The 24,364-nt window shown below is 42.7% G+C and carries 24 protein-coding genes; 11 read left to right on the forward strand and 13 right to left on the reverse strand.

Annotation, left to right across the window (positions count from 1 at the left end; genetic code table 11):
• Nucleotides 1-179 precede the first annotated feature (179 nt).
• On the forward strand, nt 180-1,772 hold the full coding sequence (locus RE476_RS06415) for an FMN-binding glutamate synthase family protein (RefSeq protein ID WP_309306829.1): 1,593 nt from the start codon (nt 180-182) through the stop codon (nt 1,770-1,772).
• A gap of 61 nt (nt 1,773-1,833) precedes the next feature.
• On the opposite strand, the gene RE476_RS06420 is transcribed toward RE476_RS06415, so the two are convergent.
• Nucleotides 1,834-2,040 (reverse strand): hypothetical protein, encoded by a 207-nt coding sequence (locus tag RE476_RS06420; RefSeq protein WP_309306830.1) that lies wholly within the window; start codon nt 2,038-2,040, stop codon nt 1,834-1,836.
• Nucleotides 2,041-2,261: 221 nt separating this feature from the next.
• Here RE476_RS06420 and RE476_RS06425 point away from each other — a divergent pair, with 221 nt between their 5' ends.
• From RE476_RS06425 to RE476_RS06440, 4 genes are read left to right on the forward strand one after another with little or no spacing between them, the layout of a single operon-like run.
• Entirely contained in the window at nt 2,262-3,407 is a 1,146-nt protein-coding gene (locus RE476_RS06425; protein WP_309306831.1) for a methanogenesis marker 9 domain-containing protein, read from the forward strand.
• A 6-nt stretch (nt 3,408-3,413) separates the two neighbouring features.
• Complete coding sequence (locus tag RE476_RS06430; RefSeq protein ID WP_309306832.1) at nt 3,414-4,373, forward strand: triphosphoribosyl-dephospho-CoA synthase; 960 nt, start codon at nt 3,414-3,416, stop codon at nt 4,371-4,373.
• The gene (locus tag RE476_RS06435; RefSeq protein WP_309306833.1) at nt 4,373-4,960 is read left to right on the forward strand and encodes a DUF447 domain-containing protein; all 588 of its coding nucleotides are present in this window, start codon (nt 4,373-4,375) and stop codon (nt 4,958-4,960) included. The genes RE476_RS06430 and RE476_RS06435 overlap by 1 nt, the downstream gene beginning before the upstream one ends.
• A 48-nt stretch (nt 4,961-5,008) precedes the next feature.
• Nucleotides 5,009-5,713, forward strand: a complete 705-nt coding sequence (locus RE476_RS06440) for a dihydromethanopterin reductase (acceptor) (RefSeq protein WP_309306834.1) — start codon at nt 5,009-5,011, stop codon at nt 5,711-5,713.
• A 19-nt stretch (nt 5,714-5,732) separates the two neighbouring features.
• On the opposite strand, the gene RE476_RS06445 is transcribed toward RE476_RS06440, so the two are convergent.
• The 12 genes from RE476_RS06445 to RE476_RS06500 form a co-directional block, all read right to left on the reverse strand.
• A complete protein-coding gene (locus tag RE476_RS06445) occupies nt 5,733-6,404 on the reverse strand; it encodes a PHP domain-containing protein (protein WP_309306835.1) in 672 nt (223 codons plus the stop codon).
• A 213-nt stretch (nt 6,405-6,617) separates the two neighbouring features.
• Entirely contained in the window at nt 6,618-7,868 is a 1,251-nt protein-coding gene (gene hflX, locus RE476_RS06450) for a GTPase HflX (protein ID WP_309306836.1), read from the reverse strand.
• Nucleotides 7,869-7,892: 24 nt separating this feature from the next.
• Nucleotides 7,893-8,285, reverse strand: a complete 393-nt coding sequence (locus RE476_RS06455; protein WP_309306838.1) for a DUF2209 domain-containing protein — start codon at nt 8,283-8,285, stop codon at nt 7,893-7,895.
• Nucleotides 8,286-8,330: 45 nt separating this feature from the next.
• Nucleotides 8,331-9,389, reverse strand: a complete 1,059-nt coding sequence (gene endA / locus RE476_RS06460; RefSeq protein WP_309306839.1) for a tRNA-intron lyase — start codon at nt 9,387-9,389, stop codon at nt 8,331-8,333.
• 163 nt (nt 9,390-9,552) lie between these two features.
• Nucleotides 9,553-11,226 (reverse strand): alpha-glucan family phosphorylase, encoded by a 1,674-nt coding sequence (glgP, locus tag RE476_RS06465; RefSeq protein ID WP_309306840.1) that lies wholly within the window; start codon nt 11,224-11,226, stop codon nt 9,553-9,555.
• A 160-nt stretch (nt 11,227-11,386) separates the two neighbouring features.
• Nucleotides 11,387-12,859 (reverse strand): Ni-sirohydrochlorin a,c-diamide synthase, encoded by a 1,473-nt coding sequence (cfbB, locus tag RE476_RS06470; RefSeq protein WP_406600960.1) that lies wholly within the window; start codon nt 12,857-12,859, stop codon nt 11,387-11,389.
• Nucleotides 12,860-12,870: 11 nt separating this feature from the next.
• Nucleotides 12,871-13,665, reverse strand: coding sequence for a Ni-sirohydrochlorin a,c-diamide reductive cyclase ATP-dependent reductase subunit (cfbC, locus tag RE476_RS06475; protein ID WP_309306842.1), 795 nt, complete (start codon nt 13,663-13,665; stop codon nt 12,871-12,873).
• Nucleotides 13,662-14,798, reverse strand: a complete 1,137-nt coding sequence (cfbD, locus tag RE476_RS06480) for a Ni-sirohydrochlorin a,c-diamide reductive cyclase catalytic subunit (protein WP_309306843.1) — start codon at nt 14,796-14,798, stop codon at nt 13,662-13,664. The genes cfbC and cfbD overlap by 4 nt, the downstream gene beginning before the upstream one ends.
• A 185-nt stretch (nt 14,799-14,983) precedes the next feature.
• Nucleotides 14,984-16,354: a coenzyme F430 synthase gene (cfbE, locus tag RE476_RS06485; RefSeq protein ID WP_309306844.1), complete on the reverse strand. Its 1,371-nt coding sequence runs from the start codon at nt 16,352-16,354 to the stop codon at nt 14,984-14,986.
• Between the two features lie 79 nt (nt 16,355-16,433).
• Complete coding sequence (locus RE476_RS06490) at nt 16,434-17,057, reverse strand: DUF2150 family protein (RefSeq protein WP_309306845.1); 624 nt, start codon at nt 17,055-17,057, stop codon at nt 16,434-16,436.
• A gap of 97 nt (nt 17,058-17,154) precedes the next feature.
• The gene (locus RE476_RS06495; protein WP_309306846.1) at nt 17,155-17,604 is read right to left on the reverse strand and encodes a UPF0179 family protein; all 450 of its coding nucleotides are present in this window, start codon (nt 17,602-17,604) and stop codon (nt 17,155-17,157) included.
• Nucleotides 17,605-17,640: 36 nt separating this feature from the next.
• Nucleotides 17,641-18,675 (reverse strand): NAD(P)-dependent glycerol-1-phosphate dehydrogenase, encoded by a 1,035-nt coding sequence (locus RE476_RS06500; protein ID WP_406600989.1) that lies wholly within the window; start codon nt 18,673-18,675, stop codon nt 17,641-17,643.
• 239 nt (nt 18,676-18,914) lie between these two features.
• On the opposite strand from RE476_RS06500, the gene RE476_RS06505 reads away from it, so the two are divergent.
• The 6 genes from RE476_RS06505 (at nt 18,915) to RE476_RS06530 (ending at nt 24,333) form a co-directional block, all read left to right on the forward strand.
• The gene (locus RE476_RS06505; protein ID WP_309306848.1) at nt 18,915-19,763 is read left to right on the forward strand and encodes a DUF63 family protein; all 849 of its coding nucleotides are present in this window, start codon (nt 18,915-18,917) and stop codon (nt 19,761-19,763) included.
• Nucleotides 19,764-19,767: 4 nt separating this feature from the next.
• Entirely contained in the window at nt 19,768-20,373 is a 606-nt protein-coding gene (locus RE476_RS06510; protein ID WP_309306849.1) for a stage II sporulation protein M, read from the forward strand.
• A 77-nt stretch (nt 20,374-20,450) separates the two neighbouring features.
• Entirely contained in the window at nt 20,451-21,608 is a 1,158-nt protein-coding gene (locus RE476_RS06515; protein ID WP_309306850.1) for a formate--phosphoribosylaminoimidazolecarboxamide ligase family protein, read from the forward strand.
• A 130-nt stretch (nt 21,609-21,738) separates the two neighbouring features.
• Nucleotides 21,739-22,494, forward strand: coding sequence for an RAD55 family ATPase (locus RE476_RS06520; RefSeq protein WP_309306851.1), 756 nt, complete (start codon nt 21,739-21,741; stop codon nt 22,492-22,494).
• A 247-nt stretch (nt 22,495-22,741) separates the two neighbouring features.
• Nucleotides 22,742-23,968, forward strand: a complete 1,227-nt coding sequence (locus RE476_RS06525; RefSeq protein WP_309306852.1) for a translation initiation factor IF-2 subunit gamma — start codon at nt 22,742-22,744, stop codon at nt 23,966-23,968.
• The gene (locus RE476_RS06530; RefSeq protein WP_309306853.1) at nt 23,965-24,333 is read left to right on the forward strand and encodes a DNA-binding protein; all 369 of its coding nucleotides are present in this window, start codon (nt 23,965-23,967) and stop codon (nt 24,331-24,333) included. The genes RE476_RS06525 and RE476_RS06530 overlap by 4 nt, the downstream gene beginning before the upstream one ends.
• The last annotated feature ends 31 nt before the right edge of the window (nt 24,334-24,364 follow it).

A 24,364-nucleotide genomic window follows, 5' to 3' on the forward strand; every position in this document is an offset into this window, starting at 1 on the left:
CAAGAGGCTGTCTGTTAGCGGTTTATAGACACAAAGAAACATGAAAAATAGAAACTTATTAGTAATAGCAAGCGCCAACCGTTATCCTACTATTACTATCCTGATGGTTAGGAACAGGGCGGAGGTAGGAAGACCGGCCTGCAAAAAATAGTATTATAAAATAGAGGAAGTGACAAAGCATGGGTAACCTTAGGCAACCAAATGCAAATGAAGCCACTCAGACCTTCAACAGGTCTAAGAGTGTAGTACCGATGTCAGGTATCTGTACACGTTGTGTGGACGGATGTCGTGGAAATTGTGAAATATTTAAATCAACATTCAGAGGACGTGAAGTCCTGTACCCCGGACCTTTTGGTGAGGTCACAGCCGGTGCAGACAAGAACTATCCTATTGACTACTCCCACCTTAACATACAGGGATATGCAGTAGGCGCAATAGGAATGCCAGATGACATGTTACCTGGCCCTGAAACTGCGAGATTCCCGAATGTTAGTACTGAGACAGAGTACGGCTGGGACAAAAAAGTAAAGATGAAGGTACCCATCTTCACCGGAGCATTAGGTTCCACCGAAATTGCAAGGAAGAACTGGGAACACTTTGCCATCGGCGCAGCTATTTCAGGTGTCACCATTGTTTGTGGTGAGAACGTATGTGGTATAGACCCTGGACTTAAAAGAGGAAATGACGGTCTTGTAACAGAATCACCAGAGATGGACCGCAGGATTGAACTCTACAACAAATATCATGATGGCTACGGTGAAATGCTCGTCCAGATGAACGTAGAGGACACAAAGCTTGGTGTAGCAGAATACCTTTCCAGCAAGCACGAAATGGATACTATTGAACTCAAATGGGGACAGGGTGCAAAATGTATTGGTGGAGAGATCAAGGTAAAAGAGCTTGACCGCGCTATCGAGCTTAAGAAAAGAGGTTATATCGTAACACCGGACCCTGAACTTGCATCTGTACAGGAAGCATACAAAGTTGGTGCCATAAGAGAATTCGAAAGGCACTCAAGACTTGGTTTTGTCACAGAGGAAGGATTCCATGCAGAATGTGACAGACTCAGAGACCTTGGATTCAAGCGTATTACATTGAAAACCGGTGCTTACTCGATGGCAGAGACTGCAATGGCTATCAAATACAGTTCCGACGCAAAGATCGACCTGCTCACCTATGACGGTGCTCCTGGTGGAACCGGTATGAGCCCATGGCCAATGATGGAAGAATGGGGAACACCAACAATATACCTGCAGTCACTTGTCCAGGAATTTGCAGATAAACTCACTTCAAAAGGCAAGAGAGTACCAGACCTTGCAATGGCCGGTGGATTCTCAAGCGAAGACGGTATCTACAAGGTTCTGGCAATGGGTGCTCCATACTTCAAGGCAGTATGCATGGGCCGTGGCCTCATGATCCCAGGAATGGTCGGTAAGAACATTGGCAAATGGCTTGCTGAAGATGACCTTCCAAAGACTGTATCCGAATTCGGACACAGGAAAGAAGAGATCTTCGTACACTATGAAGAACTGGAAGAGCGCTATGGTGCTGACATTGACAACATACCACTGGGTGCTATCGGTATATACTCATATGCTGAAAAGACCAGGGTTGGCCTGCAGCAACTCATGGCAGGTTCCAGAAGGTTCAATATTTCTACACTTTCACGTAAGGACCTCATGGCACTTACAGAAGATGCAGCAAAAGTAACCGGAATCTCATATGTCATGGATGCATACAGGGACATCGCAGAAGAGATACTCGATGGATAAACAAAGTAAGTTCAATACTTACTTTTATTTTCTTTTTTGATTTTTGAAAAGGGGAAGTTGGTCAGTCCTCAACTTCCAGTGCCTGAATTATATCATGGACAGTAAACTCGCCCCTGGCAACCCTTAGAACCATGGGATATATGAAGGAACAATCATCAATTGCACTCCAGCGTTCTTCTCCAATCGTCCTTATTAATTCATCCATGACTTTCCCGCACTCATTACAATATTTTGTTTCACTTTCAATACCACAAACAATACAGTTCATGAATTAACCTCCACATTTTTGTATTACCACAGGTTCCAATCTATGGTTATTTTAACTGTTTGTGCTGATAGTATTTAGGTTTTGAGTTACCAAATAGCCAGTTGTATCATATTTGAAGTACTTTCAAAACTCCTTTATCGCATACACAGCGTTATATTAATAAAATAACCATTCATTATTCAGCGACATATTACTAATTCATATTTACCAGAGGCCTAAACTTGTCAGATAATCTTTTTGATATTAAGGTAGGAGAACTCTCCTTCAAAAATCCCATCGCTCTTGCCCCAATGGGAGGAATAACCAATAGTTGTTTTGCAAATGAGAATGCAACCGATGCGGGACTGGTGATACTCGGAGGATACAACCTTGATGCTGCAACGCAGAAAGCAGCATCTGAAATGCTTGCAAGAGGAAGGGAAGAATTTGAATCCAATGAACCACTGAAGCTCATCGAAAGCGAGATAAAAGCAGTAAATGAAGGACCTGTCGTTGGAGTCAATGTAAGAAGTACAACGATAGAACCTCTGATAGAAGCTGCAAAGATCGCAAAACATGCAGATGCTATCCTGGAACTGGATGCTCATTGCAGACAGAAGGAAATCACAGACATCGGAGCAGGACAGGCACTTCTCACTGACCTCACCAAACTTTGCGACTGGATAGAACATATCAAGGAAACCGGTGTTGTACTGTCAGTCAAGGTACGTGCAAATGTAGTGGATGATATTGAACTGGTGCAGCAAATTGAAAGTTCTGGTGCTGATATACTTCATCTCGATGCCATGAAAGAAGGTTCCGGAGCAGACCTTAATCTCATAAAGAACATACGTGATTCCACACGGATGTTCCTCATTTGTAACAACTCTGTAACTGACATAGATGCTGCACAGGACATGTTCACACGCGGAGCTGATATGGTTTCCGTTGCAAGGGGTGTTCTTGAAGACTCAGGACTTATCAGTAACCTTGTTCACAGCATATCTGCCCAGCAGGAAGACATGGGATGGTACAATGCACCAAAACATGTTTGCAGAGGAGAAGGAGACCTGAGGGGACTGGCTTTTTGCTGTTTACCCGTAAAACCATGTCCCGTACACAATAATATCAAGAAGCTTGGTTACTCTGCACAGGAATTCGCAGATACTAAAATGGAGTTTGTCAAAGGTACTATGCTTGAGTATGGAGATAGTACATGTTTTGGAAGCCTTGCATGGTGCTGTAAGATATCAAAACGCTGTTACCTCAGAGATGGAGTGCTGGAAACACTTGGACTTTCAGATGCAGAATATATGCGCCTGAAGAAAGAACTTGCAGACTACATAATTAACAATGCTAAAAAGCCAATAGGCACCTCCAAGAATTAAGCAGCTATGAAAGACTCACTTTACACCATTAACAGAGGCAACTATCCGCTCTCATCCTACATTGCACGCTGCGCACAGCTTGCAATGTGCCTGGAAGTTTCTGCCTCTCCTAAACCTGGAAATATTGACAGGTATAATGACTACGAGGACACACGCTACGAGCATTTTCTGGCATCAGCCACAGGTGTTTACCCAGTTATAGAAGAGGCTTCATCCAAGACAGAGGACATAGGCAAATTCATCAGGAATGCTGTTACGGAAAGTGTAATGTGGCAAAAAGGAGGGAATACCCATTTCGGAGCATTCCTGCTGTTAGTACCTCTTGCAATGGCTGCAGGGGAAATTCTTCAGGAAGATGAACCTTTTACCATTCAGCAACTTGTAGAATCTGCGTACAGGATCGTTAAGAACACAGATACAACTGATTCTGTTGACTTTTATAGCTGTTTTGAAGCGGCAGGTGTAAAAGTAAATCCTGCAGATGAGTTCGACCTTCAGAATAAAGCTGCTATTGATGAGCTAAACGAAAGGGACATGAGTCTTTACAAGCTCATGGACATTGCCAGAGGATACGATCTTATAGCCAATGAATGGGTCACCGGTTTTAAAAGATGTGCCGCATGTGCTGAGATAATAATTGATGGCATGAATAACGATCTTTACCCTTCAAAAGTTAAAGCTGATATCAATGACATAACCGTTTATGCATTCATGAAGACACTTGCCGAGAATGAAGACACCTTCATCAGCACTAAATACGATGACAGAACCGCTGCTTACGTATCAGGACAGGCAAAAGCGATAATAAAAGAAATGTATAAAAGTCATGAAGACTTTGAGACTATATTGCCATTGATAGAAAAACTGGACAAAGAGCTTCTGGAGAAAAAAATCAATCCGGGGTCCACAGCAGATATCATCATCGCCGGTCTTTTTATCGCATTGCTTTCGGGAGTAAGGTTCTAATGGATAAGAAAATAAATTTTGATGATTTTGGTCTTTATGAAGGCATATCAGAAACTATTGTCACAACAAACCGAGGCTGGACAGCAAATGCCGCCCCCATGGGCATTATCCGTAAGAAAGACAAACTATTCGTCCGCATGTTCAAAGGTTCTAATACCTACAATAATGTGCTTTCAGAAAAGAGTCTTGTTGTAAATATCACTCTTGACCCATTGGTCTTTGTAAATTCTACTTTTACCGACCTTGAAGATTCAGATTTTGAAAATGTAAACCTGGGTGGCAGGAATTTTACTGCCCTGAAAAAAGCTCAATGCTGGATCGCTTTTGATTGTACGAACACAAAGATCACATCCGAAGCACTTGTTACGGAACTTGTACCCGCAGGTACACGTATGAACAAGATCCAGATAAGAGCACCTAACCGCGGCCTCTTCGGAGTCATTGAAGCCTGTGTACATGCAACCAGATACAAACTAACAGGTGACGACAAATACCTTAAACTAATCAAAGCATATGGTGACATAGTGGACAAATGCGGTGGAGAGGATGAAAAAGAAGCAATGAAATTGCTTTATGGCTACCTCTGACATGTCCCGATGAAAAGAATATAATAAGAAAAAGACTATTTTCTCCCTATGACAAAAACGATAGCATGGGGAATTACCGGGGCCGGGCATTTCCTTACATCCAGTTTTGGGATCTTCAAGCAGATCAAAAGTGAACATGACATAAGAGTTAATACTTTCCTGTCCAGTGCTGCTGAAGAAGTAGTAAGGATGTATGGACTTGAAAATGAGCTGGAAACAATATCCTGCGGAGAATACCTTGAAGAGATATTCCTCGAAACACAGCAGGGGAAAAGCTGGCCAAAAACAGGACGTTTCCTTCTCGATAAGTATGACGCACTAATCGTAACACCGGCAACATCCAATACAGTATCTAAAATTGCACACGGGACTGCTGATTCACTTGTAAGCAACGCTGTTGCACAGGCTGTAAAAGGAAGCGTACCGGTATATGTTGTGCCTGTTGACATAGCAGGTGTTGTCATATCAGAATTACCATATGGGATTGCCAGGGAAATTTGTCAAAAATGTGACCCATGTCCTCCGCGAGATAATTGTCCCAATGATGCTATTACAGACCAGATAGACCTGTTAAAATGCAGCGGGTGCGGAATCTGTAAAGAGCTCTGCAATTTCAATGCAATAAAAGGCGGACCTGTTGAACTGAAGGTCAGAGACATCGATGCAAGAAATGTGGACATCATGAAAGAACTTGAAGGTATAACGGTACTGGAAAAACCTGAGGATATACTGGAAATCCTCCACGAGATCTAAAACATAAGCATCTTACTTTTTATCTTATTCCAATACGTCGGCCAAGCTTATTCACATGGCCGATGAACATCTGCTTGATTACGAATGATACAGGGGTTTTTCCTCCACCCGGACTGGTACGGCCTTTGCGTATGGCATCCAGCACACCTTCAACTGTTCTGGAATCAGCCTGAATCTCCGTATATGACCTTCCCACCATTTCCGCTTCATGGGAATCGCTTCCGCCAACCATTGGAAATCCCAGTTCCTGAGCGACTTTTCTGGCTTTATTGTTGGGACCATCGGTTACACAGCGGGAATTCAACACTTCCACTGCATCAGTATCCAGTCCATCAACATAACCAATGCCATGGGATGTCATTTTAAAAGGATGAGGAATTATTACAACAGCTCCCTGCTGACGTGCCCTTTTGATGGTTTCTTCAGGGCTAAGTCCCGATTCTATGGATTCGCGAACTCCCAGCACAAGAATATGTCCTTTAGAGGAACTCACTTCCACACCAGGTATGACAATCAGATCCGAACCAATTTCCTTTGCCCTCTTGGAACATGCAATACCGCCCTCTATGGCATCATGGTCACATATAGCAAAACCATCGAGGCCGTTTCGGGCTGCATGCTCAAGTATATCGTCAAGGCTGGCATTGCTATCTTTCGAATAACAGGAATGGACGTGAAGATCGAGCTTCATGAAAGTACCTTAGTCTTAAGAGTTTATAAAGATATTTTAAAACCAGGAGAAATTGGGTGGTTGCGAACGGGTAATAGAATTTTGGTGGTTGGGTGGTTGGATAGGATTGGTGGTACATTAGAGAAGTACCCGTTCGCATGCATACAAACTACCTTATCGCATATATATATATCGATGCCCATAAAATTATTTAGGAACATATAATATTGCCCTTCAGGATAATTCTGCTGCTAAAGAAATGGCTTTATTTATAATCTTGTCCCGTGCTTCAAAATCTATCGAAATATCTTTACCGTACTTGATATTATGAACAAGACCTTCATCAAATATCCATGCTACAATTGACATTGCTTTTTCTGACATTGGAAAAGAGAGACTGATCCTTTCCCACTTTGGAAGGAGATCATGGATCTGTGCTTTAAGTTCATCGAATCCAAAACCACTTTTTGCAGACACAGCTACGGGATTGGGAGCAAGATAACCAAGACTTGACATGCGCTCTGTCAGTTCATCCTCTTCTATGAGATCAATTTTATTGAAAACTGTCACGATAGCCACATCCTGCAACTGATCCCACATTGTTTCATGGCATACAAGCAATTTTTTGCGTATGTTTTCCAGATCTTCAGAAGAATCAACAACAAGAAGAACGACATCTGCAAGGAAAATTTCGTCAAGGGTGGACCGAAAAGCATCCACCATCCAGTGAGGAAGGTCTTCGATAAAACCGACGGTATCCGTTAGCAAGACATCTCTTCCCTCCACATTCAGTGAACGCGTAGTAGGAAGCAGTGTTGTGAATAGCATATCCTTAGACTCGACGTTCTCATCCACAAGAGCGTTGAAAAGAGTACTTTTTCCTGCATTGGTGTAGCCTGCAAGTGCCACCAGCGAAAAACCCTTTGAGTGCCTGTGAATCCGGAGGGCTTCATTGTCCTTCTGTATCGTTTCCAGCTCACTTCTGATACGAGTCATCCTGTTCTTTATATCCTGTGCGTATGAATCCTCGTATCCTCCCAGACCCATAAAACCCGGCCTTTCATCTTTTTTGAGGATAGATATCACAGCCCGTGCCCTTGGAAGCTCATATTGGAGCCTTGCGAGTTCAACCTGCAATTTGGAACGATGAGTGGTTGCTCTGGTTGCGAATATTTCAAGGATTAGCTGAAACTTGTCAATAATCTCACAACGGCAGATCTCTGAAATATTGTATATCTGCATTGTACTGAGAGGATTGTGGAATATGATTTTATCAGGTTTCAGATGAACAACCATTTGTGCCAGTTCATCGACCTTGCCCCTTCCAAGATGGAACTTCCTGTCAGGATGCCTGGTCTGGGTTAGTTCGCACATAACCTCATAACCTGCTGCCTCAGCCAGTTCCCTGAGCTCATTTAGCTGAAGCATGTTCTTTTCATCTTCAGACCGTGGGTCATTTCGCTTTACTAAAATAGCACTTTTCATAGGGATACCTGATTTCCTGAATAATCATTGAACGCCCAGCTCTTTTAGAAGGAGTTTTCTTGAACTAAGCGATACATGATGGGCAATTTCAATGCATCGTCTTTCGCTCAGCGATTCCTGATATTTGAAATCATAAGAGAACATACTATCAATAAGCCATTGGGGTTTATTGTACATATCACCTGCTTCGGCGACTATGGTACCCTGGAACTTCAGTTCTGATACGGTCTCCTCGATCATCTTCACAACATACGGAATGTCGGGTGGCGATCTGCTCCTGAAAGACCGTATCGTTATCTGGTTGACCTTCTCAATGTGGTCAGCAGTAACAGATGCAGCGACAGCCGCACATACCATAAGATATTCATCTTTTACCTTATGACGTCCGGAAATGTCTACTGCTATTATATCAAACATCTGCTAAATCAAAGACATGGATATTATATAAGTTTGAGTAAATCTTTACATCTTTATTCTGCCGATATCGATATACTCGATGCCACTTGCAAATTCGACGGAATATAACATCTGTTTCCTGACACTGTTGGCAAGTCTCACTGCCCTTGACATCAGGGGAAGGAAGAATTCATAGTCCTGCGGAATTGCATGTACCAGATAATCCGAATGAGGAAGCTTGTTCAGTGATTTAACTTCATTGTAGACCCTGAAATGAGTACCAAATTTAAAACCGGTCTTTGGAACAAATCCCCTGCTGCGAAGGTCAACATACGTGCTGTACTTGCGTTCAAAATCAGGATCAATGGATGATGCTGTCTCGGAGAATTCGGCAAGGTCAGGAATATTGCCCGTTGTGCCATCCTTAATCTTTATGAGAGCCTGCTCAAGCAGGTATGCAGATTCTACAAGAGATAACTGGAGACGCTCATTATCAAGAGGTTTACCATAAAAACCATTTTCGTAAAGCAGATGTGAAGCCTCTTCATCCCATATCAGGACACGGTCTTCCAGCATCGTTGCAGGAACAGGTTCATCCTCTGGAAGGATTGCATCCATACTCCCTTTGATATCAGCTTTCTTCACTTCATAATAAGTAAGGTCACTTTCTTCATCAACAATGGCAAGCACCATTTGCTTGCGAACGTTTACCGCAGCAGTGTACTGTGAAAGAAGGTCCTTAATAGGCATTGGGATACGCTCAGACCTTACATAGACGAACATCTTTGCCTGGGTCTTGCCCGGATGGCCTCCCCTGGGATATACCCGGAAATCCGTAACACTTGGCTGGACATAGTATCCCCTCTCTCGAAGGTCTTTGTAAACAATGTACTTCAACTCAAAGAACTGCTGTCTGTTAGATGCTTCTGTGAAAAACTCCTGAAATGTAAGGGCCTTTTCATCCATGGTAATCTCAAGCCTGTTCTTGTAAAGCAGATATGCTGCCTCGATAAGTGTGAGTTCAAGAACATCGCCCTTTGGACGTCCGTAATACCCGGTGTTATACAGCTCATTAATAGCCTGTTTCCCGGCCTTTACCCTATCGTTGATAAGTTTTCCAATCAAAAAATTCACCTGAATTAAATAAGAATATGTGTAAGAATGTATATGGATTCAGATATTGGACTACCTATTTAACCATAGTGGACTGGAACCTGTGATTCCTGAAATATTGGAACAAAAGAGAATGTGAGAGTGACAATTGAAAATGAAGCCTGAAAGCCTCAGCTTAGAGGTAGGCTTCAGTAACATAACGGTGCATCATCCTATGACTATTGAAGTAGTATGCGATTAGTTCAATTGAATTGTTTATGAGGTTCACCCATTCATCTTTTCTCCAGTAGTATTTTGGGATTATGATATATTCCAATTTATTGTAAAGGTCATCCAGTTCCATCATTTCAATTTGTTCCAGAGATTTATCCACTTCCGGCCTGGGACCGATGGAATAACCTGTGACACCTTCAACACAACCTTCTATCCACCAGCCATCAAGCACACTGAAATTTACAACACCATTATGTGCGGCCTTCATACCACTGGTACCGGATGCTTCAAGTGGTTTTCTGGGATTGTTAAGCCAAACGTCAACGCCCGATACCATCTTCAGGGAAAGATCCATATCGTAATTTTCCAGATAAGCAATCTTTATTTCACTTTTGAGTTCTTCAGCATACCTAAAGATCATCTCTATGAATTTTTTGCCCTGTTCATCTTTAGGATGGGCTTTTCCTGCAAAGATCAACTGTATCTTTCCGGCTTCATTCACCTTTCTGAGTCTTTTAAGATCAGAAAAGATTAAAGTGGGTCTTTTGTATTCTGTAATGCGTCTTGCAAAGCCAATGGTCAGTGTATCATAATCCATATCATTCCCACATTCACGATTCACATAATCAATGAGATCTTTTTTTGCGAACTCATGCGCATCCCATATTTCACTATCCGGTATACTGCGGACCCTGACAAGAAGCTCCGGCTCATTTGCCCAGCCGGGAAGATATTCATCATAAAGTTTTCTGAAATGAGAACAAACCCATGTATAAGAGTGAACACCATTTGTTATAGAATTGAACTTGTATCCGGGAAACATTTTTTCAGATATTTCCCTGTGCCTTTTTGCAACACCGTTGACATAGTTTGAAAGGTTCAGACCAAGAACGGTCATATTCAATTGGTGTTCTCCGCCATACTTTTTGAGAATCTCAAAATCCGAGTTTTGCCCGATCAACTCCATCACAAGGTCATGTGAGAATACATCGTGTCCGCTTTCAATAGGTGTATGAGTAGTAAAAACACACAGCTCTTTGACTTTTGAGACTGACACATTATTCTGGTGCAGTAATTCAAGAGCAAGCAGACTGGAATGGCCTTCATTCATATGATATTTAGTTATGGAATAACCAAGCTCTTTCAGCATCCTGACCCCACCGATACCCAATATCATTTCCTGCTTCAATCGGTATTTTCGATCTCCGCCGTAAAGACTATGGGTTATCTGCCTGTCTTCCATGGAATTTCCTTCAACATCCGTATCCAGGAAAAGTACAGGAACGGTTTCCTGGGTGAGACTTTGGTGCTCATAGAACCATGCTTTGACCTTTACATCCCTGTTCTGAATTGTCACAGTCACTTCAGCTGGCAGAGGTTGCATGAAATCAGATGGGGACCATTCCTGCGGATGTTCGGTTTGCCTGCCAGCAGAATCAAGCTTCTGCATAAAATATCCCCTTCTGTTCAGGAGAGTGACACCAATAAGTGGAAGCCCCAGATCAGCGCTTGCCTTTATGGTATCGCCTGCCAGTATACCCAATCCACCACTGTAAGTAGGAATCTCCTTCTTTAATCCGATCTCCATTGAAAAATAGGCTATCTTACGCCCTTTTTCCAGAATGATATTATCCATATTATCATGCTCCTTCATGCTCTATGAAATATCTTTTGAAAATATTCTATTAAGGTTATTAACAATAAAATGACGTATTCACTAATATGCTTTCACATGAACAATTATAAATTAAAAAATAAGTGAAGTTACGACTTCCAATATTGCAAAAAAGATTAACTCATTCCCTCATCACAAAATCCACAAAGCTCCCTGCAAACTCCCTGTAAGAACTCGCAACCAGATGAGCATAGCATCCCAGAGTATTATTCACAGTAAGTCCGTCCCAACCGTCAATAATGCCGGTTCCGCGGGATAATTTGATAGCGAACTTTGCATCCTTCGGGATATCTGTAACTTCTGAGTGATGGAACTCATGACCACGGAAAGAGTTTCCTGTTTTGCCGATGACTGAATCCATTGCCAGTGAACCAATATTATAGCTGACAACACGTTTGTGGCCCATCAAAGTATGTCCGGGAAGTGCTCCCACCATATCGTGGGTTGATTCTGGCATCTCAGCCATATTGTGAGCGCCCTGTCCTTTTACTCCCGTACTGAGTTTTTCAGTCAGATACATGAGGCCACCGCATTCCGCATAGATTGGCAGGCCGGAACGTGATGCATCCAGAACGTCTTCACGCATGGAAACGTTGTTCTCAAGTTCTGCAGCGAAAAGCTCAGGATAGCCGCCGCCAAGATACAGGCCATCGACATCCGGGAGTTTTTTATCATGGATCGGGCTGAAGTATTTGATATCTGCCCCTGCCATCTGGAGCAGTTCCAGGTTATCGTGGTAATAGAAATTGAAAGCTTCATCAAGAGCAACACCAATGACCGGACGCTCTCCTTCGATCTCACGGGGAGTGAAAACTGTTTTTGGCGGACGCTCAAGAGCAGGAGCTGTTTGAGCCATCTCCAGCAGACGATCGATCTTAATGCCATCCTTAATGGTATTTTTAATGAAATCTATCCGCTCATCATAATTGTCAGCCCGACGGCGCTCCTCTATTGCAGGAACAAGGCCTAGATGCCTCATGGATATCTTCATGGAATTATTGCGGCGAATCACACCGATAACAGGAATACCTGTGTAGTGTTCGATGGCCTCTGTGGCTTTTTTCTCGTGGCGCGGACCACCTATATTGTTGAGGATGACACCGGTTATATGCACATCCCTGTCGAAATACTTAAAACCGTTTACAAGAGCAGCAGCCGAACGGGTGATACTCCTTGCATTGATGATAAGGATAACAGAACATTTCAGTATCTTAGCTATCTGTGCGGTGCTGCCTGTGTCCGAAAAACTGTCAAAACCTTCAAACAGGCCACGAACACCTTCAATGATAGCGATATCAGCATCACCGTCAGCTTCCGTGCCATGAATGAAAACATCCCGCACACCCTCCTCGTCCATCAGGAAACCATCGATATTACGAGCTCTGCGGCCCGTTATCTCAGAATAGTAACTGGGGTCGATGTAATCCAGTCCGACCTTATACGGCTGGACCTTATAACCCGCCTCGGTAAGAGCCGCAAGCAGACCAATTGTAATAGTGGTCTTGCCTGAGGAGGAACTGCCTGCTGACAGGAGTATCCTTGGTATTTCTTTTGTTTCTTGCTTTATTTCCGGGACAGGAGGATTGTGGGACATGGTCATCAACCTTAACGTGTAAGTTCGCGAAGCCTTTCATCTTCAAGTGCTTCAGGCATGACAGAATCTTCATTTGACATGATTGCATGTGCAAGTTCACGATAGACACCTGCAACAGGTGAGTCAGGAGCCTTTTCAAGCACGGAGAAACCATCCCTCTCGCAGTCCTGAACTATCTGCTCTTTTGGAATGAAAGCCATGAGTTTACTGCCTATCTCCCCCGAGAACTTCCTAACAATATCCTCTTCCCTTGTAACACTTCTGGAATTGCAGATTATGCCGGAAAGCTGAGTATCTATCTTGGCAAGTCCCCTGCAGATATTGTTTGCAGCATAGAGTGGCATGTATTCACCTGATGTAAGAATGTAAGCCTGGTTCACAAGTCCCTTGCGTATAGGCGCAACAAAGCCGCCACACACGATATCCCCAGGAACATCGTAGATGATAAGGTCCATATCATCGATAGACTTGCACATCTGCTTCAATTTCTGGATAGCAACGATAATCCCTCGTCCTGCACAGCCAATTCCAGGTTCGGGGCCACCGACTTCCACACATTTAACACCTTTGTAACCTTCATGGACGATATCTTCCTCCTTGACATCGATCTTCTGCCTGAGAAGGTCAAGGATTGTTGGTATTCTCTTACCACCAAGGAGTGTGATGGATGAATCGCTCTTTGGATCGCATCCGATGATCATGACTTTGTAACCTTCATCTGCACAGGCTGCTGCAACATTTGAAGCGGTACTGGATTTGCCGATGCCACCTTTGCCGTAGATGGCTATTCTTTTCTGTGCCATCAAGCAGCCTCCTGTTCCGCGTCTAATATATCCTTTGCAACTTCACGCATCGTTGCCCCAAACTCGGATTCAACAATGTGGGTCACACCAAGTGTCTTCGGATGCAGGTCGATCTCCACAATGACATTCGTGTGTCCCATTTCCTTTAACGGAATAACCTGTCTGGGACCATTTGTAACGGATATTACTTCCATTCCTGCAAGGTTGTCCATAGGTATTGCATGTGGCACACCGGTGATAACAGCAAAGTCGAAGTCGCTGTATTTTTCGGCGATCAGTTCACTGACCTTTTCACCTGCAATTGGGTACTCGTCCATACCACCAATATTCTCATGGATCGTGATTCCTTTTTCCTTGAAATCTTCCATTATTGATCTGGCATGATGCCGAACCCGTGGAAGACCAAGAGTATCATCCACGTTTGCCATGTTGATGACATTCTCTTCCATGCCAAGCTGGGCAGCTACTTCATTGATAGCAACGGTTATGTCAGCGAACATATAACCAGTCTCTTTCTTAGCATTCATAATGGTAAGACAGCGCTTGCCTTCTTTCAGATAATTGATAACCTTTTCAGCAACCTTATACTTCAGGTCTCCGCGTGAAGGAGTAAGGTATTCCCTGCTTGCTGCACCATGACGCTTCTCCACATTGGTTGCTTCCTCAAGAAGGATCTTCTGCCTTTCAAGCTCATCCGAATCTATGATACCTGCATCACATGCAGATTCCAATGCTATGAGAACACCTTTGGTATTGTTAGGGTATCCTGCATGCACTTCCACCTCAATGACAGGTACATCCAGTTTTGCATCCTGAACAGGCTCACGGAGCTCCTCTCCAATGATCATACTGGCACAGGTGCCCACCACGCCGATGAGTTTCGGATTGAACATCTCATTTACTTTTGTAAGTAAAGATGAGAGTTCATCACGTCCTCCAAAGACAAAGCCATTCTCATCAAGAGCAGTGGTCACAACATGTATACCATCCTCTTCAAGGAGTCTTGCGTGTTTGAATGAGCAACCGGGCGGACCGTGAAGTATAGCAACATCAACATTCAGGTCACGTAATGTATATAAGGCAGCCACGATAGAGCTTGGCCGCGGGTGTATTATTGAGATATCTTTTTCTGCCATATCTATCCCTTTTATCAATTTTGGAGTTATCCAATTATTATATTTGTTAAATTTCGTAATAAATAGTATACTTAAAGTAATACTGTTTTTCTGCACTATCTAGTTCTTTATCGTATAAAAGCACTAATCATACTAAAAAAACAAAGAAGAAAATACCGACAAAACAAAAGATAAAGAGGCTAACATCACCTGAAACATTTAACACATGACAGTATGATATCGCTCTTTGAAGATGCTTCAAGTGCCATACTCAGTCCTTCTTCAAGTCCGCAGGCATACACAACATTATTTTCATCTATGTCTTGCATTCTTTCGCCCACAAGTATCAATTGCCCAATATCCTTGCCACGCCTGCTTACAAACTCCGAAACATTCTCAGGAGGCAAACCTTCACAAACCTGGGCAGCTTCCTCACCAAGCACCATTATGATGCTTCCACTACCAGCCTCCGGTTTACTCAAAGCATAATCCAGCGAACGTTCTGCAGAACGTATATCCATACCGGAGTTGGAATTATCGATAAGTTTCCTGCCCGAAAATTCTTTCTCCTGCATTCTTCCCTGCAGACCTTCAAAGGTGCTGATGACTTTGGAGATGTTCTCCACAGAAACCCCCATCCACATTGCTACAGAACCTGAAGCTGCAAATGCAGTTGCATATGATCTTGAATTATAATTCTGGCGGAGGGATGAAGAAAAAACATCATCCTTGTGATCCAGAACTATACCTCCATCCTCAAAATGAATCTGAACATCGGCATCCAACCCGTCTGAATCGCTAAAAGTGAAAAAGGTCCTGCTATTTTCCTTTGCTTTATCCAGTGCCTTTCGGTCTCTTACATTCAGGAAGAAAACCTCTCCTGGCTTGCAATGAGAAAGTACGTCAATCTTGGAATCACTTGCGTGGGAAGTTGAAGCAGCAATCATGTAATCCGGTTCCAGTGTAGTAATGATTCCCACATCTGCAAACCCTGTAAGACCTATTGAGACTTCAAATACGTAACATTCCGCAGTAATACCCATTTCATTCAGCCTGTCAACTGCAAGAAGTACACTTCCCGGAGCTATACTTAAACCAAGGTGAACTATCCTGGAACTACCTTTATCCCACAATTCAAGACCTCTGGAAGTATGAAGTATCACCTTCATATTCCGTGAAAGCATGTCAGCAAGCAGGGATGCAGAACTTGTTTTGGCCTTTGAACCTGTGACCTCGATCACAGTGGCATCAGCCAGAGAATTTGTCATGGATAATATCAGACCCACGGCCCTGTGGTGGGTCATGATCTCAATCTCTTTTTCCCTGGCATCTGCAAGCATAGCATATTCAGGATACAGGTGTGCAGGGCTTACTATGAGATCAAAGACATCAACAGGCATCGGGTCCTTCGAAGTTATTATACCGTAGTTTGATTCAAGACCTGAAAGTACATTTTCATTCACTGTCCTGTAAACATCTACTACTGTGACATTAAAACCAAGAGAGGATAATTTCTCCGCGATGATAATGCCTGCATGAGTCAGGTCAAGAACTGCAACGTTGGTATGATCTAACATAGTAACATATCGAATTAAAAGAAAAAGAAAAATTAAAGGTCAAAACGAAAATGAAAAGATAGGATAACTGTAGTTCTCCTTACTTTCCATCGTCCGCTTCATCATCTTTATAACTGTCAGAACCTACCATTGCAGCGGAAATTGAATCAATTCCGTCAAGCCACTCTGCAACGAGACCATAAGGAACTTCTTCCATTATTTTTTCGGTGAGCTCTTTTCCACTGATAACAAGAGCACCTATTTCTGCAACTGTGCCAAGAGCGATCTCAATATCATCTGAGAACTCTGCCTCAAGAGCGACCTTTACAAGGTCTGCGATATCGGCACTGTTGTCGTAGTCACCACTGAGGTAAGCCTCGCATGCTGCAAAACCGCCCATCAGAGATGTCTGAAGAGACTCGACCATCATATCCACATCTTCTGAAATCGGGTCTATTTCTGCAAGTGCGATATCCCTTACCTGTGCAACGTACTCCAATGCAGACTCAGGAGAGATCAGTCCCTTTTCGCATTTTGCAATTATCTTTAAACATGCCAGGACAATGTCATCCTCCATGTTGACAAAGATAGCTCCTTCCTTGCCCTGTGGTTCGTCGGATTCATCAAATTTGAAATCGCTTTCTTTTACCTGATTGATCCAGTTATTCCAGCGTTCTGCTGTGTAAAAATCATGATGTACTACATCACCGTCCTTCCCTGCCATATAATTACCTCTGTATGATAGTATAAGATCTAATAAATCTGATATTTCTTTTTGTTCTTACGAATTGCTTTTTATATAAAAGATGTTCGCAACGAAACTATGCTCTTAGCTCCACCTTTTTCAAAGAACATCCCTGAACCTGAGTCTCATCCATAGGACCAAGCACCTTTATGACTGTGCATTTATCCCCTTCCTTAAGGCCTTCAGGATAAAGTATGTCATACACACTGTCGTCGAAAGACTGGCATTTTGGATGTTCGTAGCTTATCTTTGAACCTTCTACTGCCTTCCTAGATTCAATTGCCGCAACTATCGGGGAACTTTCAACATCAACAGTCAGTACTCCACCATCATGAATAAAACATTCGTGAACAGTATCGCTTCTGACCTTTGCAACACGGTACTTACGACCTGGCTCAAGATTCATGCAGGTACGCCTCAACTTGCATTTTTTACATTCACGGGACTCACCCATGAATATGAAATCCTCGCCTTCTTTTGCAAGCCTTGAACCAATAAGTGTAATGGTAGTATTGTTATCTATCATATAAATCACCTTGATAAATTGAATTTGGCTATCCCATTATGAAATAACTTTTGTTAATCGTGCAACCTTCTCGGCAGCCTCGGAAGTCAGACCTGCACCAAGTATTGTATATCTCTCAGGACGTATCTCATGTGCAACTAGAAGCGCCTCTAATATATACCTATCTTCAATTCCAAGTTCTTTAGCGGTTGTCGGAGCTCCTATTATCTCCAGGCATTCCTTTATCTTCTTCCAGTCACCGCCATGAAGATACATCATCATTATGGTCCCTACCCCGCATTGTTCTCCATGGAGAGCCGAGTTTGGAACCACCATGTCAAGTGCATGACTGAACATATGCTCCGAACCGGAAGCCGGTCTTGAAGAACCCGCAATACTCATGGCAACACCACTTGAGACCAGAGCCTTCACAACTATCCTCACAGAACTTTCCAGATCAGGTTTGATAGCTTCCGGAGAATCCATCAATATCTGGGCCGTCATCCTGGAAAGAGCAGCTGCATACTCACTGAAAGGCTCGTTCCTTAACCTATGGGCAAGTTCCCAATCAAGAACCGCAGTATAGTTTGAGATTATATCCCCGCATCCTGCAGCAAGCAAACGGTAAGGTGCACTGGATATTATATGTGTATCCGCGATCACGGCCATGGGAGCATTTACCTCAATGGATGCCTTCTTTCCTTTGTCGTGTATCGAAGCCCTTGATGAGACAATACCATCATGTGATGCCGCCGTAGGCACACTTATGAAAGGAAGATCGAGTTGTGTGGCTGCGAGTTTTGCCACATCTATGGACTTACCGCTTCCAACCCCTATAAGGTACTTCGAATTTGCTTCCTGTGCCTGAGCTGCTGCTTTTTTGACCTCGGCCATGGATGCTTCTTTTGAGACAGTTATAGCTGGCTCATAACCACATTCATCCAGAAGGTCGAATACAACATCTCCGGCTATCTTCTTAGTATTGTTTCCCGTAACAATGAAAGCACCTTCCCGGAGCTTCAGGTCATCACAAACATCCTTTATATCGTAGATAACATCAGGACCAACAACGACATCCCTTGGTAGCTGCATCCATTTTTTCTTGCCTTGTGTCGGGATCACTCATATACCTGCCAAAAACTGAATAATTGAATTTTGTTTGTAACCGAGTTTAGTAATCAATATCGTGTAAGCATCAGCCCGTCAATAAAAAACAGGCTTTAAATGAGATATTTATTATGGTTGGTTCGGTTTTCGCCTATACCCATAAACTATTAAATATTAGTCGTATTTAGGATATTCCTATATTATATGTTACTGCTGTGATTATAATGCCATTAATAGATAAAGTTACCCGATTCATTAACGATTATTACATTGACCCTATTCTTCAAGATAGTGGCTACAACATCGTTAATACTGTCACATGGGCTATATTGCTGGGAATATGTATTTTCGGCGTTGTAAAGTTGTTGAAAAAGCTGGATATAGAGATTGATGACAGGTTTACATTATCGGTGGTTCCATTTGTCCTTGCAGGTTCATCCCTGAGAGTGATAGAAGACACAGGAATACTTACAGCTCCTGCAAGTTACCTGTTCATAACCCCTAACATCTATTTTGTGGTATTTGCAATAACAGTGTTCTTCCTGGTGCTTTCAAAATGGATTGTGAAGTTAAAAGGAAGAGGAGATTACCGGAAAAACTTTGCAGGTTTTGGGCTCGCATGGTTCCTTGTAAATCTCACAGTCCTGTTTTACCTCGAAGACCTGGTTCTTCCATGGGTACCTGTATTTGTCATAGGTGCAGCAAGTGTAATAGTACTCCTGATAAAGCTCATATTTGACCGCATAGGTCTTGACCTGCTTAAAAGCAAGATCAATATAGCAATACTCTGGGCACACCTGATGGATGCATCTTCAACCATTGCAGGAATTGATTTTCTCGGATATTACGAAAAGCATGTGGTGCCATCATACCTCATAGACCTTACAGGTACGGCATTTGTGATGTATCCGTTAAAACTATCTATATTCATCCCGGTACTATATATACTGGATAATCATTTTGACGAGGACGAGGAATCACAGACATTAAAGACCTTCCTGAAACTGGTTATCATAGTCCTTGGATTATCACCTGCATGCAGGAACACCATCAGGATGGCATTCGGAGTTTAGGCCAATGCACGATGAAAATACAAAAGAGCTATTCAGGACCTACATCAACGAGTTGAAACCCTTTGTGTGGGCCAGTCTCCTATTCTTTATTTTATCAACTATTGCAGGTTACGCCTATTACGCAATTGAACCTTCATATGCATTGGATTCACTTGGAGGACTGGAAGAACTTGCAGAGATGCTTCAGGGCCTTTCTGCTTTTGAGATAATGCTGCTTATTTTTGTGAACAATGCCGTGAAAATGTTCTTTTCCATACTGCTGGGTTTTGTTTTTGGCATTATCCCTTTTGGATTTCTGGTGCTGAACGGATTTATCCTGGGTGTCTTCGCGCATTATCAGGGAGCTCAGAGCGGAGCATTGTTCATAATAGCAGGCCTGACCCCACACGGCATCATCGAAATACCCATGTTGATAATATCGTCTGCAATAGGAATGAAGATTGGATATGTTGCATTACAGGCAATCCGTTCACAACCTGCAGATCTTAAAGGAGAGATTATCAGAGGAATCAAATTCTACCTGCACTGGTTGTTCCCACTCATATTCCTTGCAGCCGTAATAGAGACATTCATAACACCAATGGTAATTTACCTGATTACCGGAATTTGAGATTCAAATTAAGCATTCTGACGTGAACAAGTTTATTAATACTAAATACAATGTCTGGAAAAAATCGAGGGCATACAATGATAGACAGAAAAGAGATCGCAGAGATCATTGAAGATTATGACATGGACAAGGTCAAGATAGGTGCTGTTGCTTCACATTCAGCACTAGATATCTTTGACGGTGCAATTGAAGAGAATTTCAGGACATATGCAGTCTGCCAGCAGGGTCGTGAAAAGACATACACGGACTACTTCAAATCACAAAGGGATAGCAATGGCAATGTTGTACGTGGAATTGTGGATGAACATATTTTATTGAACAAATTCAGTGAAACCACAAACCCGGACATCCAGAAAAAGCTGGTTGAAGAGAATGTGCTTTTCATACCAAACCGTTCATTTACATCTTATTGTGGTATCGATGAAGTAGAAAATGATTTTAAGGTCCCTCTTGTAGGAAGCAGGAACATGCTTCGCAGCGAGGAAAGAGGTATTGACCGTGACTACTACTGGCTCCTTGAAAAAGCGGGATTGCCATTCCCTGAGAGAATAAACGATCCACAGGACATTGAAGAACTTGTAATGGTAAAACTTCCCCATGCAGTCAAGAAACTGGAAAGAGGTTTCTTCACAGCAGGAACCTACGAGGAATACCAGCAAAAGGCACAATCTCTCCTTAAACAGGGTGTCATCACACAGGATGCCCTGGATAATGCAAGGATCGAACGCTATGTGATAGGCCCTGTGTTCAACTTCGATATGTTCTACTCACCTATCGAGACAGAGATGAGCAAACTTGAGATTCTTGGTGTTGACTGGCGCTTTGAGACAAGTCTGGATGGACATGTCCGTTTGCCTGCACCACAGCAGATGACACTTGCAGAACACCAGCTCACACCTGAATACACTGTTTGTGGCCACAATTCTGCAACCCTTAGAGAATCCCTCCTTGAAGAAGTGTTCAGGCTTTCTGAAAAGTACATCGAGGCTGCAAGCAAGTATTATGACCCCGGAGTGATCGGTCCGTTCTGTCTGCAGACATGTGTTGACAAAGACCTGAACTTCTACATATATGATGTAGCACCAAGAGTCGGTGGCGGAACCAATGTGCACATGTCAGTGGGACACCCATATGGTAATACCACATGGAGAAATACAATGAGCACAGGTCGCCGTGTTGCTTTTGAGATCAGAAGAGCTATTGAGACCGACCAGCTTGATAAGATCATAACATAAGTTATATTTTGTATAGTCTGAACCTGAAGTTCAGACTTAACTTTATTTTTTACGCCCATATTGCAATTTAATTAATAAGTATAGATGAATAATAGTCTTTTTATATAAGTATCTGCATAATATATTCTACATGGAAATCAACCGAGTTCCAACAGGAATAAATGAACTTGATGCGATACTTGAAGGTGGCTATCCTTCACAACAGGGTATTCTAATAAGTGGACCACCCGGCTCAGGAAAAAGTATTCTTGCAACTCATTTTCTTTACAGATCATGTAAAGACGGGAAAAAATGTATGTTGATGCTCACGCAGGTTAACGTGGAAAGCTACCTGGAGCAGGCACTGAGTATAGGAATCGATTTCCAGGCATGTATCGACAAGGGAAGCCTGCTTATTAAAAAATCATTTGAGACCCGTACAAATAAGATATACAACGCCGAAAGACATGGTACTGGAATCGGATTCCTTGAAAAGGATTGTGTCCAGAACGTGCTGGAAATACCGGATGACGTGGAGATCGTAGTAATAGATAATCTTGACATGTTATCCCTCTATCACAGCACTGAAGAATTTGCGGACAAATTTTTCACTATAAATGACATTCTTTTTGCTAAAAAATGTACAACGCTTTTTCTTATAGGACAGGAAGACTCGAGGACGAAACATACTATCGCACAACACACATCTTTTGGAAACATCGAGCTTTACACCGACCGTGATTCCTTTACAGGAAGAGGGATGCGTCAGATGTATATTCCAAAAATGAGATGCACATATCTTTCGCTGGAACCTCTCAATTTCAAGATCACAAAAGAAGGCATTAAGATAGAGAAGATATTCCAGAGAGATGAGATTATAAAAGATGCCCTTGGAGCTTTAGTGTAACCATACAGATTCAATGGTTACCCCCTTCGTATGACTTTTTAATAGTAAGTTATATACACCATTAAAAGAATAAGACCTGTTTTGCCATACTATAGGCATTTGTACTTTCTGTTTTGTTCGAAATCATTTAAATATGATTAATCGAATGATACACCACAAATCTAAACAGCAGGTAATCAATCTATTAAATTCATATTAAAATTATTACACTTTTAAAATATTGCCCAACCGGGAGGGAAATCAAAAATTGAGTCAACCTTGTGTTAATATCGGCATGGTAGGTCATGTCGACCACGGAAAAACCACACTTGTCAGCGCGCTGTCAGGGGTCTGGACAGACACGCACAGTGAAGAGCTGAAGCGTGGAATATCCATCAGACTGGGATACGCTGATGCCACATTCAGAAAATGCCCAAACTGCCCCGAACCTCAGTGTTATACAGTAAAAGACACTTGTGAAGGATGCAATGAACCATCTGAAGAGCTAAGGACAGTATCATTTGTAGATGCACCAGGTCACGAGACACTGATGGCTACTATGCTATCAGGTGCAGCCATTATGGATGGTGCAATGCTTGTTATTGCAGCAAACGAAACCTGCCCACAGCCCCAGACAAAAGAACACCTGATGGCATTGAACATCATTGGTATCAAGAACATTGTCATCGTGCAGAACAAAATCGACCTTGTATCAAAAGAAAAGGTCATCGAACACTATCACCAGATCAAGGAATTCGTTAAGGGCACTGTTGCTGAAGATGCTCCAATCGTACCAATATCTGCACAGCAGAACATAAACATCGATGCGCTTATCATGACGATGGAAAAAGTGATTCCAACGCCTGTGCATAAGAACGATAAACCACCTCACATGCTTATTGCAAGGTCCTTTGATATTAACAAACCAGGAACCAGCATTAAGAATATAAGTGGCGGAGTGATTGGCGGAACACTCACCGAAGGTCTGCTACATGCTGGCGATGAGCTTGAGATAAGACCCGGCAGGAAAGTAGAAAGTGACGGAGCTACCAGATGGGTGCCTATCAGGACAAAGGTATCAATGATAATTGCTGGTAAGGAAAATGTAGATGAAGCAACCCCTGGAGGACTTCTTGCAGTCGGTACGACCCTTGACCCCACACTTACAAAGAGTGATTCACTTACAGGACAGGTCGCAGGTCTGCCGGAAACTTTGCCACCTATTCACGATGATTTCAAACTTGAGCTCCACCTGCTCGAAAGAGTAGTCGGTGTCTCTGATGAAGAAGAGATAGGACCTATAAAGACCAGTGAGCCACTTATGCTTAATGTCGGTACAGCTACAACAGTAGGCGTGGTAACCAGTGCCCGTAAGGACATTGCTGAAGTTAAGTTGAAGAGACCTGTGTGCGCAGAGATCGGATCCACAGTAGCTATCAGCAGACGTGTAGGGTCACGCTGGAGACTTATTGGCGTAGGAGTTATTGAGGCTTGAAGGTAATTATTGATACAAATGCATTGATGATACCTGTTCAGTTCAATGTTGATATTTTCGAAGAGCTAAGAAGACTTGGGTATGACATACACCTTGTCCCGACAGCCGTTATCAATGAACTGAACATCCTTATAAAGAATCTCAAGGGTAGCGACAGGACAGCTGCAAAGGTTGCACGGGCAATGATAGATAGGTGTGAGATAATCCAGGCGGATGGACATGCCGATGATGTCATTCTTAATCTTGCGACCGATCTTGCAGCATCTGTACTCACAAATGACATAGGGCTTAGGAAAAGACTCGAAAAAAGAGATATCCCAGTCATATGCCTGCGACAGAAGAACAGGCTTGAGATACTACCATAATTCAATCATAGATCAGTTTAAAATCATATAA

Origin of the sequence: Methanolobus mangrovi (assembly GCF_031312535.1) — an archaeon.
In the GTDB taxonomy this organism is placed as follows: Archaea; Halobacteriota; Methanosarcinia; order Methanosarcinales; family Methanosarcinaceae; genus Methanolobus; species Methanolobus mangrovi.

Bases quoted from the DNA above. Each gene is read 5' to 3' on its own strand.
- hflX (WP_309306836.1), bottom strand. From the start codon at position 7,868: ATGAAAAGTGCTATTTTAGTAAAGCGAAATGACCCACGGTCTGAAGAT.
- cfbE (WP_309306844.1), bottom strand. From the start codon at position 16,354: ATGTTAGATCATACCAACGTTGCAGTTCTTGACCTGACTCATGCAGGC.
- RE476_RS06435 (WP_309306833.1), top strand. From the start codon at position 4,373: ATGGATAAGAAAATAAATTTTGATGATTTTGGTCTTTATGAAGGCATA.
- RE476_RS06495 (WP_309306846.1), bottom strand. From the start codon at position 17,604: ATGATAGATAACAATACTACCATTACACTTATTGGTTCAAGGCTTGCA.
- cfbB (WP_406600960.1), bottom strand. From the start codon at position 12,859: ATGTCCCACAATCCTCCTGTCCCGGAAATAAAGCAAGAAACAAAAGAA.
- RE476_RS06445 (WP_309306835.1), bottom strand. From the start codon at position 6,404: ATGAAGCTCGATCTTCACGTCCATTCCTGTTATTCGAAAGATAGCAAT.
- RE476_RS06490 (WP_309306845.1), bottom strand. From the start codon at position 17,057: ATGGCAGGGAAGGACGGTGATGTAGTACATCATGATTTTTACACAGCA.
- RE476_RS06520 (WP_309306851.1), top strand. From the start codon at position 21,739: ATGGAAATCAACCGAGTTCCAACAGGAATAAATGAACTTGATGCGATA.
- RE476_RS06430 (WP_309306832.1), top strand. From the start codon at position 3,414: ATGAAAGACTCACTTTACACCATTAACAGAGGCAACTATCCGCTCTCA.
- RE476_RS06500 (WP_406600989.1), bottom strand. From the start codon at position 18,675: ATGCAGCTACCAAGGGATGTCGTTGTTGGTCCTGATGTTATCTACGAT.
- cfbD (WP_309306843.1), bottom strand. From the start codon at position 14,798: ATGGCAGAAAAAGATATCTCAATAATACACCCGCGGCCAAGCTCTATC.
- RE476_RS06440 (WP_309306834.1), top strand. From the start codon at position 5,009: ATGACAAAAACGATAGCATGGGGAATTACCGGGGCCGGGCATTTCCTT.
- RE476_RS06510 (WP_309306849.1), top strand. From the start codon at position 19,768: ATGCACGATGAAAATACAAAAGAGCTATTCAGGACCTACATCAACGAG.
- RE476_RS06515 (WP_309306850.1), top strand. From the start codon at position 20,451: ATGATAGACAGAAAAGAGATCGCAGAGATCATTGAAGATTATGACATG.
- RE476_RS06505 (WP_309306848.1), top strand. From the start codon at position 18,915: ATGCCATTAATAGATAAAGTTACCCGATTCATTAACGATTATTACATT.
- RE476_RS06420 (WP_309306830.1), bottom strand. From the start codon at position 2,040: ATGAACTGTATTGTTTGTGGTATTGAAAGTGAAACAAAATATTGTAAT.
- RE476_RS06455 (WP_309306838.1), bottom strand. From the start codon at position 8,285: ATGTTTGATATAATAGCAGTAGACATTTCCGGACGTCATAAGGTAAAA.
- glgP (WP_309306840.1), bottom strand. From the start codon at position 11,226: ATGGATAATATCATTCTGGAAAAAGGGCGTAAGATAGCCTATTTTTCA.
- RE476_RS06415 (WP_309306829.1), top strand. From the start codon at position 180: ATGGGTAACCTTAGGCAACCAAATGCAAATGAAGCCACTCAGACCTTC.